Origin of the sequence: Flectobacillus sp., assembly GCF_049240685.1 — a bacterium.
Taxonomy (GTDB): domain Bacteria; phylum Bacteroidota; class Bacteroidia; order Cytophagales; family Spirosomataceae; genus Flectobacillus.
Genome location: NZ_JBMLSD010000259.1, coordinates 1 through 16,869 on the forward strand (window position 1 = coordinate 1; position 16,869 = coordinate 16,869).

At 38.3% G+C, this 16,869-nt stretch carries 14 protein-coding genes; 7 read left to right on the plus strand and 7 right to left on the minus strand.

From position 1 onward, the window contains the following. A partial coding sequence (locus tag ACOVQ4_RS11875; RefSeq protein ID WP_421820858.1) for a hypothetical protein occupies positions 1-265 on the minus strand: 265 nt, incomplete at its 3' end. Positions 266-878: 613 nt separating this feature from the next. On the opposite strand from ACOVQ4_RS11875, the gene ACOVQ4_RS11880 reads away from it, so the two are divergent. Then, positions 879-2,873: an OmpA family protein gene (locus tag ACOVQ4_RS11880; protein WP_421820859.1), complete on the plus strand. Its 1,995-nt coding sequence runs from the start codon at positions 879-881 to the stop codon at positions 2,871-2,873. Between the two features lie 142 nt (positions 2,874-3,015). Continuing rightward, positions 3,016-4,353: a dihydroorotase gene (locus tag ACOVQ4_RS11885; protein WP_095166220.1), complete on the plus strand. Its 1,338-nt coding sequence runs from the start codon at positions 3,016-3,018 to the stop codon at positions 4,351-4,353. Between the two features lie 510 nt (positions 4,354-4,863). On the opposite strand, the gene ACOVQ4_RS11890 is transcribed toward ACOVQ4_RS11885, so the two are convergent. Next, on the minus strand, positions 4,864-5,511 hold the full coding sequence (locus ACOVQ4_RS11890; protein WP_421820860.1) for a DUF2306 domain-containing protein: 648 nt from the start codon (positions 5,509-5,511) through the stop codon (positions 4,864-4,866). 210 nt (positions 5,512-5,721) lie between these two features. After that, positions 5,722-6,747: a Holliday junction branch migration DNA helicase RuvB gene (gene ruvB / locus ACOVQ4_RS11895; protein WP_421820861.1), complete on the minus strand. Its 1,026-nt coding sequence runs from the start codon at positions 6,745-6,747 to the stop codon at positions 5,722-5,724. A 335-nt stretch (positions 6,748-7,082) separates the two neighbouring features. Here ruvB and ACOVQ4_RS11900 point away from each other — a divergent pair, with 335 nt between their 5' ends. Continuing rightward, positions 7,083-7,790 (plus strand): MIP/aquaporin family protein, encoded by a 708-nt coding sequence (locus ACOVQ4_RS11900; RefSeq protein ID WP_421820862.1) that lies wholly within the window; start codon positions 7,083-7,085, stop codon positions 7,788-7,790. A 278-nt stretch (positions 7,791-8,068) separates the two neighbouring features. Here the strand turns inward: ACOVQ4_RS11900 and ACOVQ4_RS11905 are convergent, their stop codons facing one another. Continuing rightward, the gene (locus tag ACOVQ4_RS11905; RefSeq protein ID WP_421820863.1) at positions 8,069-10,552 is read right to left on the minus strand and encodes a carboxypeptidase regulatory-like domain-containing protein; all 2,484 of its coding nucleotides are present in this window, start codon (positions 10,550-10,552) and stop codon (positions 8,069-8,071) included. A 282-nt stretch (positions 10,553-10,834) separates the two neighbouring features. On the opposite strand from ACOVQ4_RS11905, the gene ACOVQ4_RS11910 reads away from it, so the two are divergent. Both ACOVQ4_RS11910 and ACOVQ4_RS11915 read left to right on the plus strand, forming a co-directional pair. Next, entirely contained in the window at positions 10,835-11,407 is a 573-nt protein-coding gene (locus ACOVQ4_RS11910) for a ribonuclease HII (RefSeq protein ID WP_421820864.1), read from the plus strand. 38 nt (positions 11,408-11,445) lie between these two features. Beyond that, on the plus strand, positions 11,446-12,930 hold the full coding sequence (locus ACOVQ4_RS11915; protein ID WP_421820865.1) for a GH3 auxin-responsive promoter family protein: 1,485 nt from the start codon (positions 11,446-11,448) through the stop codon (positions 12,928-12,930). A gap of 236 nt (positions 12,931-13,166) precedes the next feature. On the opposite strand, the gene ACOVQ4_RS11920 is transcribed toward ACOVQ4_RS11915, so the two are convergent. After that, the gene (locus tag ACOVQ4_RS11920; RefSeq protein ID WP_421820866.1) at positions 13,167-13,787 is read right to left on the minus strand and encodes a hypothetical protein; all 621 of its coding nucleotides are present in this window, start codon (positions 13,785-13,787) and stop codon (positions 13,167-13,169) included. A gap of 205 nt (positions 13,788-13,992) precedes the next feature. Next, the gene (locus ACOVQ4_RS11925; RefSeq protein WP_421820867.1) at positions 13,993-14,226 is read right to left on the minus strand and encodes a hypothetical protein; all 234 of its coding nucleotides are present in this window, start codon (positions 14,224-14,226) and stop codon (positions 13,993-13,995) included. Between the two features lie 453 nt (positions 14,227-14,679). Between ACOVQ4_RS11925 and prfA the strand changes: the two genes are divergently transcribed. Next, positions 14,680-15,750, plus strand: a complete 1,071-nt coding sequence (gene prfA / locus ACOVQ4_RS11930) for a peptide chain release factor 1 (protein WP_421820868.1) — start codon at positions 14,680-14,682, stop codon at positions 15,748-15,750. A gap of 288 nt (positions 15,751-16,038) precedes the next feature. Here the strand turns inward: prfA and ACOVQ4_RS11935 are convergent, their stop codons facing one another. Continuing rightward, positions 16,039-16,248: a helix-turn-helix domain-containing protein gene (locus ACOVQ4_RS11935; protein WP_421820869.1), complete on the minus strand. Its 210-nt coding sequence runs from the start codon at positions 16,246-16,248 to the stop codon at positions 16,039-16,041. Between the two features lie 190 nt (positions 16,249-16,438). Here ACOVQ4_RS11935 and ACOVQ4_RS11940 point away from each other — a divergent pair. Further along, the coding region (locus ACOVQ4_RS11940; protein ID WP_421820870.1) for a carboxypeptidase-like regulatory domain-containing protein at positions 16,439-16,869 on the plus strand (431 nt) is incomplete at its 3' end.

Below are 16,869 nucleotides of genomic sequence, written 5' to 3' on the forward strand. Positions count from 1 at the left end.
GACGGAATTCACGCTTTTCGCCATTGAAGCCACCTTCACGACGTGGACGTGAGTCGTCACGATTAAAATCTTTTTTCTCGAAATTTGGTTTGAAATCTTTGCGGGCAGGACGCGACTCTCTTGAGTCAAATGATTTTTTATCTGAGTAGCGCTCGTTTTTAGCAGGAGCTTCACCTCTTAATTCACGTTTTAATTCTTCTCTTCTTGTACGTGATTGTTCTCTTCTTTCAGGACTAAATTCTTCTTTTTGAATTCTCTTTCTCATCTTTTTGATTTGTTAAAAAATTGCAACATCACTGCTGTAATCAAATTATTAAACTTCTTTTTGTTTAATAATAAAAATAAAAGGCTAAAGCCTTATAACCTACTGACTATTAGAACACTTATCATTCTAACTATTAAACTTGGGTTGCAAAGGTACAATATTTTTTATGATAAATCCCAACTTTTGAAAATACAATTTTTTATATTTTTAAAAAAGCCTTATTTTACTCATTCTGAAAGGTTTAACAATAAGTATATTACATAAGTACAATCATTTTCAGCTAAAATTCGTTTAATAAACGGTCAAAGTACCTAAATTCGTAAATAGTTAGGTTTGTCTTGTTATGATATTGTAGAAAAACAATATAGTGGGCGTCTAGCTCTTTACTTATTAAGTGAAACTCACGGTCTTAGCCTAAATGTAGTTTCTTGTGCAAGAGGAATATAGTTGTATGGTAAAAACTTTTCCTTTTTCCAGATAAACTGTCAACGATTTTTGCTTGGATTGTGTCTTTACCAAAAATAAGTCTTTAAGAAATAAACAAAAAGTTTAAAATTCTTTTCTAATTTAAGTGGCCTAAAGCCTATCGCCGTTACAAAAAATCTATTTCTATATGCAAAAACTTCGTACCTCAATATACTTATTGTCCACAGTATTGATGCTCGGGAGCTGTAACTCGGCTTTACAGTCGTTTAAGAAAGGACAGAAAAAGTTTGAAAACGGAGAATATGAATTGGCAATCAAGGAGTTTCAGAAATCGAGCTCTGCCAATTACGAAACTGCCAAATCCTCATTTTTGATTGCTGAGTCATATCGTCTTTCTAATCGTATGCTTCAGGCAGGCGAATATTATGAGAAAGCCTTAGCGGCTGGTAGTCGTGAAAACGATATCCGTTTCCATTTGGCTTATGCTCAAAAAGCGCAAGGCAAATATGAGGATGCTGCCAAAAACCTTGAGAAGTATCTTTCGGGCGTGCCTAGCAAGGAGTTCAAAAACAAAGCTATTGCTGAGTTGGATATGCTCCCTGAAGTTTTGGCGCTTGCCAACAAAAAGACTTTCATCGAGATTCAGCCTGTCAGTATCAACTCTTCTGGCTCGGAGTTTTCTCCTATTTTGATTGATAAGGATTTGATTTTTACGGCTTCTCGTAAAGAATTGACCTACAAAAACAATGGTTTGCCTTATCTTGGTCTTTATCGTGCGCCGCTCAATAGCCCAACCGAGGTAGGAACGCCTCGCTTGTTTAGTACCAATATCTTCAAAGACAACGCCAACGAAGGTACTCCAGCCTTTACCCGTGATGGAAAAACGATGGTTTTTGCCCGTGGTAATACAGGAAAACGTTCTGACCAATCGCCTGATGTGGATTTGTATATTTCTAAACTAAATGATGGCGTTTGGAGCGAACCAGAATTAATTTCGGTATCTGACTCATTGGCTTGGGATGGTAGCCCTTCGTTTTCTAATGATGGTCGTACCTTGTATTTTAGTTCAAATCGTGCAGGCGGAAAAGGTGGATTAGATTTGTATAGAGCCAATATTGACAATGCAGGTCGTTTTGGGCGTGCTATCAATATGGGCGCTGATATTAATACGGCTGGTGACGAGATGTTCCCTTATGTATCTGCTGATGGAAAGTTATATTTTGCTTCTGACGGCCACCCAGGCTTAGGTGGTTTGGATTTGTATATGGCTACTCGTAAAAATGGAGAAATTCAAGTAGAGCACTTAGGCTTGCCTCTCAACTCTCGCTTTGATGACTTTGGACTTGTAGCAATAGATTCTACAAAAGGATATTTTGCCTCAAATCGTGATAGTGGTAAAGGAGACGACGATATTTACTATTATGAAAACACCCAGCCGGGCAAGAAGTACCAAGAAACTCCTCCTGTTATTGTACAAAAAGATCCAGCTAAGAAAACGATTCGTTACTTTTTGGCAGGTATCGTAAGCAATGTCAAAAATGAAGGGCTAGACTCTGTGCGTGTGGCTATTTTGGACAACGAAAGTCAACAAGCATTAGAAGAAGTTTTTACAAAAGCAGATGGTAGTTTTGGTAAAATTAGAGTTGAAGCAGGAAAATCATATACACTTGTGACCGATAAAAAAGGGTATTTCATCAAGCGTGAGCCTTTTACCATGATTGGAAAGGATGTTCCTTTAGAAAAACTTACAAAGGCCGAAAACGATACGACTTATTATGTAAATATCTCCCTTGATAAGCCAGAAGTTGGTATAGAAATTACGAAGCTTTTTCATATTGCACCCATTTATTACGACCTCGACAAATCGAATATTCGTAATGATGCGAGTGTAGAACTAGACAAAATCGTTCAGATTTTAGAAGATAATCCAAACATTAAATTAGAGTTAGGTTCGCATACCGACTCACGCGCTTCGACAGATTACAACCAAAAATTAAGTCAACGCCGTGCCGATTCCGCGGTTGAGTATATTATTTCAAAAGGTATCTCACGTACACGTATCGTTGCCAAAGGTTACGGCGAATCTCAGTTGGTCAACAAATGCGCCGATGGCGTAGAATGTACCGAAGAAGAACACCAAATGAACCGTCGTACAGAGTTTAAAGTATTGGAGGTAAAATAATGATTGGCCTCATGTAGAGACCAAACATTATTTGATATTAGACTCAAGTTAGAATTTTAGTTTTTTCAAAAAAAATTAGCAAGGAGTTATGAGTTATGGGTAATTTTGTTGCCACACTCATAACTCCTTAATTTTTTCCTCCATGAGCTCTATTCTAATCCTCAATGCTCAAGTTGTCAACGAAGGCAAAATTCAAGTTGCTGACATTTTAGTAAAAGACGGTTTTATCGACCAGATTGGCACTAATTTAAGCGGAATCTCAGCCGACAAAACCATTGATGCGACAGGCAAATACCTCTTACCAGGTGTAATCGACGACCAAGTGCACTTCCGTGAGCCAGGTCTTACACACAAAGCATGTATTCATACTGAAGCTCGTGCAGGTGTGGCGGGTGGCGTAACCACTTTTATGGAAATGCCTAATACCGTTCCGAATGCTCTCACTCAAGAATTACTCCAAGACAAATACGACATTGCGGCTCGTACATCTTTGGCGAACTATTCTTTTTATATGGGTGCTTCAAACGATAATATCGAGGAAGTTCTCAAAACCAATATTCAAAATATTTGTGGTATCAAAGTTTTCATGGGTTCATCAACAGGCAATATGTTGGTAGATAATGAGAAAACGTTAACAAATATTTTCTCGAATAGCCCAACTTTAATTGCTACGCACTGCGAAGATGAGGCTACTGTTCGTGCAAACTCGGCGCTTTACAAAGAGAAATACGGAGATAATCCACACCCAAGAGTTCATCCTGAAATCCGAAATGTGGAAGCTTGTATCAAATCGTCTTCGATGGCGATAGAGTTGGCTCAACAACATGGTGCTCGCTTGCATATTCTTCATATTACAACGGGCGAAGAAACGCATTTATTCCGTAATGATATTCCACTAAAAGATAAGAAAATCACTTCGGAGGTTTGTGTGCACCACCTTTGGTTTGATGCTCGTGATTATGAAACATTGGGCAACCAAATCAAATGTAATCCTGCCGTAAAAGCTGATGGTCATAAACAACAATTGTTGGCAGCCTTGCTCGATGACCGCATCGACGTGATTGCAACTGACCACGCGCCACATACTTGGGAAGAAAAACAAAATCCTTATTGGTCATCTCCTTCGGGCTTGCCATTGGTGCAACATCCATTACAATTGATGTTAGAGTTTTATAAAGATGGTAAAATCTCTTTAGAAAAAATCGCTGAGAAAATGTCGCACGCCGTAGCAGACTGTTTCCAAATCTCGAAAAGAGGTTACATCCGCGAAGGCTATTGGGCAGATTTGGTATTGGTAGACTTGAATGAGGAAGTAACCGTTACGAAAGAAAACGTACTCTACCAATGCGGTTGGTCGCCCCTAGAAGGCACTACGCTTCGTTCTAAAGTAACACATACCATTGTATCAGGGCACTTGGCTTACGAAAATGGAGCATTCGACGAAAGTAAAACAGGTCAAAGACTTTTGTTTGAGCGTTAGGTTTAGAGAATTGTGATTGAGCGGTTAAGTGATTATTCTTCAAATCTACGGCCGTATATAAGTATGAATGCAAAGTAAGATTTAAGTTTTGTGTTTTAGGCACAAGGCAACAGGCAAAGAGTGATAAATTGTTTTTAGTAACGATAGATAAGTTTTTACCGAATGCCCATAGCTGAAAGCCGAAAGCTTAAAAAGAAAACTTTATTTTGCATATTGACCTTTCAATTAGGGTGCGACTTAAGTCGCACCATAATTGAAACACAAATAAGAGGCCCTTACAGGAACGACTTAAGTATGTACGCAAAACAAAATTTAAGATTATGCTCGGGGCTTTCAGGTAACGGCTTTCGGCAGTGGGTTTTGGGAAAAGCATGGCCATGGGTATTAAAAAACATTTTAACACTCTTTGCCTTGTGCCTGTTGCCTAGACACATAACTTAAATCTTATTCTGCACGATTACTTATATTTCTTATTTTCGGCTAAACCTACTTCAAGCCTATTCGTCCGAGTTAAGCTTTCTGCATTTTTTGCTTATACTTTCTTCTTACACGTCCAATAATCATTCCTCCTATAACGCCTGGGGCTATCCATGCTACTAATGGAGGTAATACATCATGATTATTCACTACCAAAAATGCGGTTACCGTAGCAATATATGACCCTCCCATGCGGCTAATATGATTGAGCATCCAAGGCTGATTGATTTTTCCTATGAAAGTCAAAATATCTGACATAGCAATAATCAAGGAGAACAAACCAAACAAACCGAATAGCACAAAGTAAAAAGTCACGCCTTGTTGATAAGCCCAAATACCATAAGCAATCATCACGATACCCGAAACTACTGTAATTATTGCGGCAATCCAGTCTTGAGCTTGCCAGTTATTTTTACGCCCCACTACTACCAATCGGCGACCTGTAAAAGTATTATAGAAACTAAAAACCGCAATACAAGTCAAGAAAACTAAACGAGTTTCATTTTTAAATCTTAGTACTGCTGTAATAGCCACTACCATCATAGCATAATAATAGATACGTCCCCAAAGTGAATGTTTGGGACTTCCTTTAGGAGTAAACATAGCGATTAAACCAACCAGCAAAGCGGTGAAACCAGAAAGAATGTGTAAAATCAAAACTGCTGTTAGAAACTTTTCCATGATATATTGAGAGATTTTTATAAAGAATTTCAATTTGTGAGGCTGCCATTTCGGAACCGATGATACAAAGGTAGAGGCAGCTATCATGGAAGGGCAAATCTTAGGGGTAGGGAGCAAAAATTTGGGAAATTTGACAATTTGAGGGGAGTTTGGGAACATTTAGGGGTAAAAAACAAGGTCGAAAGAGATGATTTTCTTTCGACCTTGTTTTTAAAATAGCTCACCACTACGATATTTGGGTACGATACCTAGATGAACGTAGGCCTTTTCGGTAGCCTCACGTCCTCGGGAAGTTCTTTTCAAGAAACCTTCTTGAATCAAGAATGGCTCGTATACCTCTTCAATGGTTTCGGCCTCCTCACCACAAGCTGTAGCGATGGTCGAAAGCCCGACAGGACCACCTTTAAATTTTTCGATAATGGTTGACAAAATTCTGTTATCCATTTCGTCCAAACCATTTTGGTCTACATCTAAGGCAGACAAAGCCATCTCTGCAATATCGACCGTAATACGACCATTGCCTTTTACCTGAGCAAAGTCACGAGTACGACGCAGAAGGTTGTTAGCAATACGTGGTGTCCCACGACTACGACGGGCAATTTCAAAAGCTCCAGCATCGTCGATTGGCGTACCTAAAATCTGACAAGAACGTTGTACAATCGTGGTCAATAATTTGGCGTCATAATATTCCAAGCGGGCATTGATACCAAAACGAGCACGCAAAGGGGCAGTCAACAGACCTGCACGCGTAGTAGCACCAATCAAGGTAAAGGGATTGAGGGAAATTTGCACACTTCGAGCATTTGGACCAGAATCAAGCAAAATATCAATCTTATAATCCTCCATTGCAGAGTAAAGATATTCTTCTACAATAGGATTTAGTCGATGAATCTCGTCAATAAACAGTACATCAAATGGCTGAAGATTGGTTAGCAAACCCGCCAAATCAGAAGGTTTATCGAGCACTGGCCCTGAGGTAATTTTGATATTTGCTTCCAACTCATTGGCCACGATATTAGATAGGGTAGTTTTACCCAATCCTGGAGGGCCATGTAACAGTACGTGATCGAGGGCTTCCTCGCGTTGTTTGGCAGCCATCACAAAAATCTTAAGGTTCTCAAGTACCTTATCTTGACCTGTAAAATCATCAAATGAAAGCGGACGCAAAGCACGTTCGATTTCTTTCTCCACAGATGAAAGGTTTTCTTTGTTACCTTTCAAATAATCTTCTCTCATATCAAAAATCCTTTTTCAAGGGGTATATTTCGTTTCTGGTGTTTTCACTCAAAAATACAGCTTTTTCGAAAGTTAAACATCAAGGCAAATTAAATACCCACGATTCCCATTTCAAAGCCTACCTTTTAATTAAATTTTTCTTTTATTTGTACAAGTAAATAAAAGATATATTATGTTTTCAATAATATAAAGTTTAGGAAATTGAAGGTAAGGTATAACTTTCGGCAAAATAATTACGATTTTATAGAAAAGTCTAAAACTAATACCTAGCAACTATTCCTGAAAAAACCAACTTATATTCAACTATCCAATCATCTAAATCAAACTATTTGACTATGCATTCAGCTTTTCTTGGCGAACTAATCGGAACAGCAGTTTTAATTTATCTTGGCAATGGCGTAGTTGCCAATGTTTTACTTAAGCACTCCAAAGGCGAAAACGCTGGCTGGATGGTCATTACCACAGGTTGGGCAATGGCAGTTACCATAGGAATCTTTGTATCTACGGCGTTTGGGAGCCCGGCGGCGCACCTGAACCCCGCCGTGACAGTAGCTATGGCCTGTAAATCTGGCGACTGGTCAAATGCGGGATCATTTATATTAGCACAAATTTTGGGAGGAATTATTGGAGCAACATTGGTGTGGATACACTATCATCCACATTGGGAAAAAACCGAAGATGCTGGTCTGAAACTGGCTTGTTTTTCGACATCTCCCGCTATCAATAAGCCTATCGCAAATGTCCTGAGTGAATTATTAGGAACCCTTTTGCTTATCGTAGTACTAGGAGCCTTGCCGAGTGTACCAAATCAATTGGGGCCTTACGTTGTTGGTTTATTAGTGTGGGCAATTGGTTTATCTTTGGGTGGTACAACAGGCTATGCAATCAATCCTGCTAGAGATTTAGGACCTCGAATTGCACATACAATTTTACCAATTGCTGGTAAAGGAGGTTCTGATTGGCAATATGCTTGGGTACCTATAGTAGGACCTATCGCAGGTGCTATTATTGGAGGATTAGTAATTGCGCAACTTAGTTTTTGAGTGCTTTAGTGATTGACCGAATAAGTGATTTAATTTTACTAGTAGAGACGCAATGATTGCGTCTCAAGAGGGTTCATTTCAAAATATAGTATCAAAAAGGCGTTCGAAATTAGTTTTTCGAACGCCCTTTTTTTTACAAACAATTAAGAAATAACCTCAATGTTGAAACTAGGAATGACTCATGTTTACGTTGATACTCCTATGCTATATCTAATTTGGCTTGAGACGCAATCATTGCGTCTCTACTGCGAGAATACATATTCTTTAACCCTTTACTCCTATTCCGTTTTGGCTTTGATTACCTTTACAGTAGTTCTTCGGTTTTTTTGATGCTCACGTTCGGTGCAACTTACACCGTCCGAACAGCCATTTACTAACAATGACTCTCCATATCCTTTAGCCAACATTCTATTACGCTCAACACCTTTGCTAGCAATATAATCTACGGCAGCTTGAGCACGTTTGGATGAAAGATTTAGATTTTCCTGTGCATCACCACGGCTATCGGTATGTGAACCTAATTCGATAATCATACTTGGGTTTTTCATCAAAGTTGCCGCGAGTTTATCCAATTCTCTGGCGGCATCTTTTCTAATTTTGGCACTACCCATATCGTAATAGATATTGTCAATCGTGATTAGGTCGCCTTCCTTAAACATACCCAAATCTTGGGAAACGACTTTGGGTTTAACTTTTTTAATAACCTTATTGATTTTATTGACGGTAGTTCCGTAACCATCCTTTGATACTTCGAGAGTATAATCACAACCTTCTTCCATATCAAAAGCATACACCCCGTCGGGGCCTGTGACAACTTGTTGTTTAGACCCATCACACTCATTAATAAAAGTTACGAGTACGCCTTCAATAGGAGTTTTTTCAATTTCGGTTTTAACAACCCCTTTCAACTGAGATACCTTTTCAATCTTCGTAGTATCTGTTGGCTGAACTATTTCTATAGGAGTAGGATTTTTGGGTTGTACCTCTGGCTGTGTTACGATGGGGCCACCTTGTTTTCGCAAAGGAATATCCATAGCTGAAGGCGCATTATCCGATTCGCCTTTGGTCGAAAAGCCAAGAACGTTGGTATTGTATCCTTCTCTTTTTACCGAAATCACATAATCTGTGTCGCGATTGATGCAAAACTGTGTTTGCCCTGATTCGTTAGTCAATAATTTTTCTTCGGTTCCTCCTTTTGCTAACAAACTTACTTCAGCTTTTGCGATTGGGCTCTTTGTTTCTCCATCTACGATGGTCAATAACATTTGTCGACAATCATAAACATCGGCCTTTTTGGTGAATCTATAAATATCATCATCATCACCTCGGCGCCTATCGCTACTAAAATATCCATTCAATCGTTGTCCATCTGTAATAATACCAAAGTCATCATTTTCAGAATTAAAAGGTTCGCCGATATTCAGTGGAGAACGATTTGGAAGTCCGTTTTGGGTAGAAATAATAAAGATATCTAAGCCCCCTGCCCCTTTTAGACCATCAGAAGCAAAGTAAACATTGCCACGCTCGTCCACAAACGGGAACACCTCCGTTCCTTTTGTATTTACTTCTTTACCGAGATTACTTGGGGTACCCCATTTACCATCTTTATACTCTACGACCCAAATATCCATACCCCCTTGCCCACCTTTACGATCTGAGGCAAAATACAGATACCGTCCATCTTTTGACCATGCCGGGTGTGCCGTCGAAAAATCATCGCCATTGAAAGGCAATTCTATGGCCTCGCCCCAACCAGATTCGCCCATTACGGCCATATATAATTTTAGCTTTGTAACATTATCTTCACTTCTTCCCTGCGAACCCTCATTGAAGTTATTTCTAGTAAATATAATTTTTGAAAAATCATTACTAAAAGTAGCGGGGCCTTCATGAAATTTAGTATTCAAAGTTTTACTAAAAACTTCAGATTCGGCTACTTTCCCTTTTGCCGCTGGTTTAATTTTGGTAGTTTCTTCAGGAATAGCCTCAAAATAATTAACGGTCTTGGAGTCATTGGCTGTAACTCTTGTATAAAAGTCTTTACCTAGTTTTGAAGAACCTGTTTTTATAACTTTTTGCTTAGGAGCATCCAAAATTTCCTCCGAGATTCCTGTAACTTTATTGATATCGCTGACATAGTACAAATCCAAATAACCACTATTTCCTACCAAACTACTTCCAGAGCCTTTTCCCGAGCAAAACACCAATCCATTCTTATAGTACATCGGACTAAACTCTGGTTTGGTAGTATTAAAATCAAGATATTCGACTAAGTATCGTCCGTTTTGTGTAAAAGGATCATTGGAGATTCTGGCTATCGTTGATGCTTGAGATTGGCGAGTATCGTCACGAAGAGAAGCAGACAAATTATTGTACTTTTCAAACCATTCTTGTGCTTCCTTGAATTTATTATTTTGTACTAAAACCTGAGCAAAATACAAATAGGATTTCATTTGCTCATCCGAAAAATTTACAGGAATATCAAAGGCTTTACGATAAGTTTGTTCAGCATTTTCAAATTTCCCTACCGCTTTATAGCTGTAGGCTAATTGCAAGAGAGCCGTTAAACGTTCGGAATTACTAAGCTTTTGAGAGCTATTTTGAAGAATTTGTTCAAATTTGGGTATCGCAGTCACAAAACTAGACACCTCAAAATGTCGAGTAGCATCTTTGAGTAAGGAATTACTGTTTTGAGACCAGACAGCTGCACTCTGTATTAGGCTCAATATCAGTACAAATAATTTCTTTTTAACTTTAGGCATTGTATTAATGGGGTTGTAAAAGAAGTGCCTCAAAAGGCCTAGAATCTTCATTTCTAATCGATTGAAAACAACTTCCCAATCCAATTAAAGCATAAATCATGCCAAGCAAGGATTGGATTTTTCTTATATGATTAACCTTATTATTTCATGAATCTATGGCGAAAATGGGGGTTATAGTTTTATCCAAAACTTGCATTTTGGGTAGTTTAAGGCATAATCTGTTTCAAAGCCCTATGGTATTGAGATAGTTTTATAAATTTGCACCTCAACAATGTAAAGACTATGCTCAAAAGCTTTTATAATGAATCTTTAATCGAGGCTGGGCTCGACGAGGCTGGACGTGGATGTTTGGCTGGCCCTGTAGTGGCGGCGGCAGTAATTTTACCCAAATATTACGAACACGAGCTCTTAAATGATTCGAAGCAACTCAATAAAAAACAACGCGAAGCGCTTCGCTTAGACATTCAGCGCGATGCCTTGACGTGGGCAGTGGCAGAAGTATCCAATATCGAAATCGACCAAATAAATATTCTCAAAGCAAGCATGAAAGCCATGCACTTGGCGGTTGACCAATTACAAATACGACCTGAACATTTGCTAATAGATGGCAATCGTTTTCCCAACTACCCGATGATTCCTCATACTTGTATTGTCAAAGGTGATGCCAAATTTCTCAATATTGCCGCAGCTTCGGTATTAGCCAAGACTTTTAGAGATGATTTAATGGAAGAACTAGCAAAAATCTATCCACATTATGGCTGGGAACAAAATGCAGGCTATCCTACCCCCAAACACCGCAAGGCAATTCAGGAATTTGGAACAACTCCCTTGCACCGAATGACATTTAAAATGTAAATTGAGTAAATTTCGTTAAGCACTTTTCAAGAATTACCATGGGAATAAGAGCCATTTTGGCAAAACCTTTTGCTGCTTATGTTATTAGTCAACGAAAAAAATGGGAAAAAAATGCTGTGGAAACGCAGCTAAATCTCATGAAATCGTTGCTTCAACAAGCCTCGAATACTGTATTTGGGAAAGACCATAAATTCTCAGAAATCAATGATTATGAGCAATTTAAACAAAATATACCTATCAATGACTATGAAGGGCTTAAATGCTATGTAGAAAGGGTAGTTGCTGGGGAACCTGATATTTTATGGCCAAACAAGCCTTTGTATTTTGCCAAAACATCGGGCACCACTTCGGGTGTCAAATATATTCCTATTTCGAAAGAATCTATTGGCTTTCATATCAATGGCGCTCGTGATGCCTTATTGAGTTATGTACATGAAACTGGCAATTCATCATTTCTTGATAAAAAATTAATATTCCTTTCTGGTTCGCCCGAAATGACGATGAAACATGGTATTCATGTAGGTCGTTTGTCGGGAATTGTGAATCACCATGTGCCCGACTACTTGAGAAGTAATCAATTACCAAGCTATGAAACCAATTGTATGGAAGATTGGGAAGCCAAGCTTGATAAAATTATTGATGAAACTCTCCCTGAAAATATGTCATTAATTTCGGGTATTCCACCTTGGGTACAGATGTATTTTGATAGAATACAAGCTCGTACTGGCAAAAAAATCAAAGATGTATTTCCTGACTTTTCGGTATTTGTATACGGTGGGGTAAATTTTGAACCTTATCGTGCCAAATTATTCGAATCTATTGGCAAGAAAATAGATTCTATCGAAACCTATCCAGCTTCGGAAGGATTCATTGCCTATCAGGATTCTCAAAAAGCTGAAGGTTTATTGTTACTGCTAAACTCTGGTGTGTTCTACGAGTTTATTCCAGCAGAAGATTACTTCAAACCCAACCCTCGTAGATTACATATTGGTGAAGTAGAATTGGGAGTGAATTATGCGCTCATCATGAATACCAACGCAGGTTTGTGGGGCTATTCGATTGGAGATACCGTCAAATTTGTCTCTCTCGAGCCATATCGTATTGTAGTGTCTGGGCGTATCAAGCACTTTATTTCTGCCTTTGGAGAACACGTAATTGGCGAAGAGGTAGAAAAAGCCATGCAATATGCGATGCAGCAACATCCTGAAGTTGAATTAGTAGAGTTTACGGTAGCGCCGCAAGTAACACCTCCCGAGGGCGGTTTACCTTATCATGAGTGGTTGATAGAGTTTGCCAAAGCACCCAACAACCTCGAAGCTTTTGCCAATACGCTTGATGAAAAACTTACTCAGCTTAATGTCTATTATGATGATTTGATTACGGGAAATATTTTGCAAAGACTCAAAATCAGAGCCTTAGCCCCAAATGCCTTTATCGACTATATGAAGTCTCAAGGTAAATTAGGCGGTCAAAATAAAGTTCCTCGCTTATCGAATGACCGTAAAATTGCGGATGAGATATAAGTGAGGGGAAAGTAAACAGGGACAAAGGCACAAAGTGATATTACTACTTTGTGCCTTTGTCTTTTTAGTCATATCTATTACCTAGTCTGTGAAAAATTTCAAGAACTAAACATTTCGAATGTCAGAAGTATAGCCTGCTTTCTTAGACCCATAATTTATAAAAACTATTATATGTCAATCTATTTCCGAAATCAAAAATCCTCAATAGTTTGCAAATCCTCATACAGTCCTAATTCTTATTGCTCAATTTTGGTATTGAGTTTGCTGAGTTGCTTTACATCTACCAATCTAATCACATCTTTCTTCGAGAATTTAATCATCCACAATCCTAGCAAATCGCCTTTTTTACGAAAATCTAAGCTATCAATTTTGGTTTTGGTCACAAGCTCTTGTAACTGTGCTTTTGATGCGCCTTTCAATTGATTTTCTAGAACCACGGGTGACGTAAAATACAAATGTTCACGGTCCTCGCTCATCTGTATATTATCAATTTGAGGAAGGTGATTTTCGGCATTGTATTGGTAGGCATCTAATATTTCATTTACCTTTTTGCCCAACGCAGGATTTTGTAATTTGATTGGACTACCAATTGCTATTTCAATACGATATGTTTTCTGTAAAGAATCGATAGCATGAGCATCAAGGATATTTTTGACAAAACTTTTGTTCAAATCTTGTGTTATTTTTTTCCCCCAATCATCTACTTGCGCTGTAATTTGTGCGCTATTGATGCGTTTTACCTGTCTTTCTTTGAGTTCTTTTACAGCCGCAGTTGTATCAATTCTCTTGCTAAAATCACAAGACTGTAAGCCTATCATAAGCGCTAATAGTCCTATTCCAAATGTACGTTTTTTCATTGCTGTGTCTTAGGGTTATGCAATTTTACAAATATACAACAGAGCGAAGTGCGGTAAACAAAAAAGCCTCTAAATCAATAGAGGCTTTTTTGTTTGGCTGTGGGATATGGGCTGTGGGCATTCGGCAACGCTGATTACTTATTCTGTAAAAAGAAGTATTTGAGTTTATTTCCGAAATCAAAAATCCCTAATCCTCAATAGTATTTTACCATCTTCCTCTTCTACTACGATATGAGTAACGAGGATATCTTCTGTCTGGCACAACAATTACTCTCCTTGGAGGTGGCACCACATATCTGTAGGCTGGACGCCCATAATACGGTCGGCGATAACCATAATCATATCCACGAACATGGGTCACACACGATGACATCACCGTTACAAGTCCTATTAATAAAGCCAGCAAAAAGGCATATTTTTTGAATTTTAGATTTTCCATAGCTTCAAATATTTGATAGTCAATGAAGAAGTTTACTTGCAATAGGCACTATGCTGTAAGCAAAAAGTGTTTCTTCTAAAAATGATTGGCACATTTTGGAATAGTGCTTAGAGTCCATAGCGCATTAATGCATAAGAAGTTATTTATATGTGTTAGACAACGGAATTTTTAGGAGGTTTATTTTTACCCAAAATCTAAGAAATTCGTTTGCCCGAAGGCAAATAGGTGTAGTTGAAAGAAAAAATGCTTCTTGGATAAACCAAAATTCGAGAGAATCATCTTTTCTTTTGCAGGTATCTGTACATTAGACAATAACCACACATTTTTCCCCTATTTTATGGGAAAGAATTTTGTATCTTTGCACCCTGAAAATGAGAAATCTAAACTGAGTCGGAACACAAAATAGTTAACTATCCCTTTGCTGACTCATAAAACATACAACATCCACAACCAATGATAGAACAACTAGAAGCCATCCGCGAACGCTTTGAAGAGGTTGCACAACAAATAACGCAACCAGAAATCGTTTCGGATATGAAGAAATTCAAGACGATTAGTAAAGAATATAAAGACTTAGAAAAGATTGTTAATCAATACAAAGATTATCAAAACGTATTGTCGAACATTGAGTCTGCTAAAGAGGTAATTGCGACAGAAAAAGACGAGGAGTTTCGTGATATGGCCAAAGCTGAATTAGAAGAGTTGTTGCCACAAAAAGAGGAAATGGAAAAAGTCTTAAAAGAATTATTGATTCCGAAAGACCCTAACGATTCTAAAAACATCATTCTTGAAATTCGTGCAGGTACAGGCGGTGACGAAGCAGGTATTTTTGCTGGAGACCTTTTCCGTATGTATCAACGTTTTTGCGCAAACCAAGGTTGGCAGTTTCAAATCATGGACTTTACCGATGCTTCTTCTGGTGGTTACAAAGAGATTATTGTAAGTGTACAAGGGGAAGATGTATATGGCAAAATGAAATTCGAATCGGGCGTTCACCGTGTACAACGTGTGCCTGCTACCGAATCTCAAGGTCGTATCCATACGTCGGCAGCAACAGTTGCGGTACTTCCCGAAGCAGACGAGGTAGACGTTGTTATCAACATGAACGATATCCGTAAAGATACCTTCTGTTCGTCGGGTGCGGGTGGGCAGTCAGTAAACACCACTTATTCGGCGGTACGTGTAACCCACCTTCCAACGGGTTTGGTAGTACAATGTCAGGACGAGCGTTCTCAGATTAAAAACTTTGAGAAGGCCATGACGGTATTGCGTTCACGTATTTATGAAATTGAATTAGAAAAACAACAGTCGGCTATTGCTGGTAACCGTCGCTCGATGGTAGGCTCAGGTGACCGCTCTGACAAAATTCGTACATACAACTATCCACAAGGACGTGTCACCGACCACCGTATTGGTTATACAGTTTATAACCTTCCTGTAGTAATGGATGGTGAAATTGGTGATTTTATCGATAACCTTCGTATTGCTGAAAATGCAGAAAAATTAAAAGAAGGAGCTGTTTAAGTATTAATACGCTCTAGGCTATAAGCCGTAGGCATTAGGCAAAAAATTATAGGCATGATATTGAAAAATACTATTCGCTTATGGCATATAGCTTAATGTCTTTAGGCTTTCAGGTATCGGCTTTCGAAGGTGAGCTTTGGTGAAAAGCATGTTAAAACTCTTTGTCTAGTGCCTGTTGCCTTGTACCTAGGCATTTTTTTGCACAATTACTTGAATCTCTATTTATATAAAAGCTCATGTCAAGTAATGGCATGAGCTTTTTTGTTTTTCCCGATTTGTGGTCTTTGTTTAGGCTCTTTTTTTAACAACAAAAAACCTACCCACTTCACATTCGAGTACTGTTGATATTTTGCCTAAGTCTGCGACAGACATAGACACTCTATCATTTTCTATTTTTGACAAATAGGATTGTGAAATGCCGAGTAACTCGGCCAGATGAGATTGCTTGAATCCTTTTTCTTTACGAACTTTTTTGACGATAGAACCTCTAAATTGCATAGGATAAAACTTTGGAAGTTGGATTAATTTATGTGTAGTAATAACTTTTTTTAAACGTCGTAAATGTACCTTTTCTTGTAGAAATATTCCTATAAAGAATAATTAAAATGTTAAAAAGCTTGTAAAAGGTCTTTTTTGAGCCAAACTTTACTCAAAACACATCCATATACACTTAGCTTTTAATATTTCTATGCACAAGTTTTATCTGTGGGCTTTTTTCCTATTTATTACCCTTCAAAGCCTTTCTCAAACCTTAAGTGGCTATGTCCGCGAAGCCAAAAGTCAAGAATCTCTCAGTGATGTACACATTCGAGTCAAAAATGCTCGAATCGGTACCACTTCCAATGTCTATGGTTTTTACTCCATCAAACTTGATGCAAGTCGAGAATATGAATTGGAGTTTTCGAAGGTGGGTTATCAAAGCTTTTCAAAAAAAATTCTACTGACAGCCAATCAAACTCTTATCGTCGAACTTACGCCGTCTAATACACTTTTGGAGGAAGTAAAAGTTCATAACACTGCCAATGAAGACCCAAGTACGCTTTCTTTACAAATGTCGGATGTAAAACAGTTACCTTCTTTTTTGGGAGAAAAAGACGTCCTAAAAACCTTTCAATTATT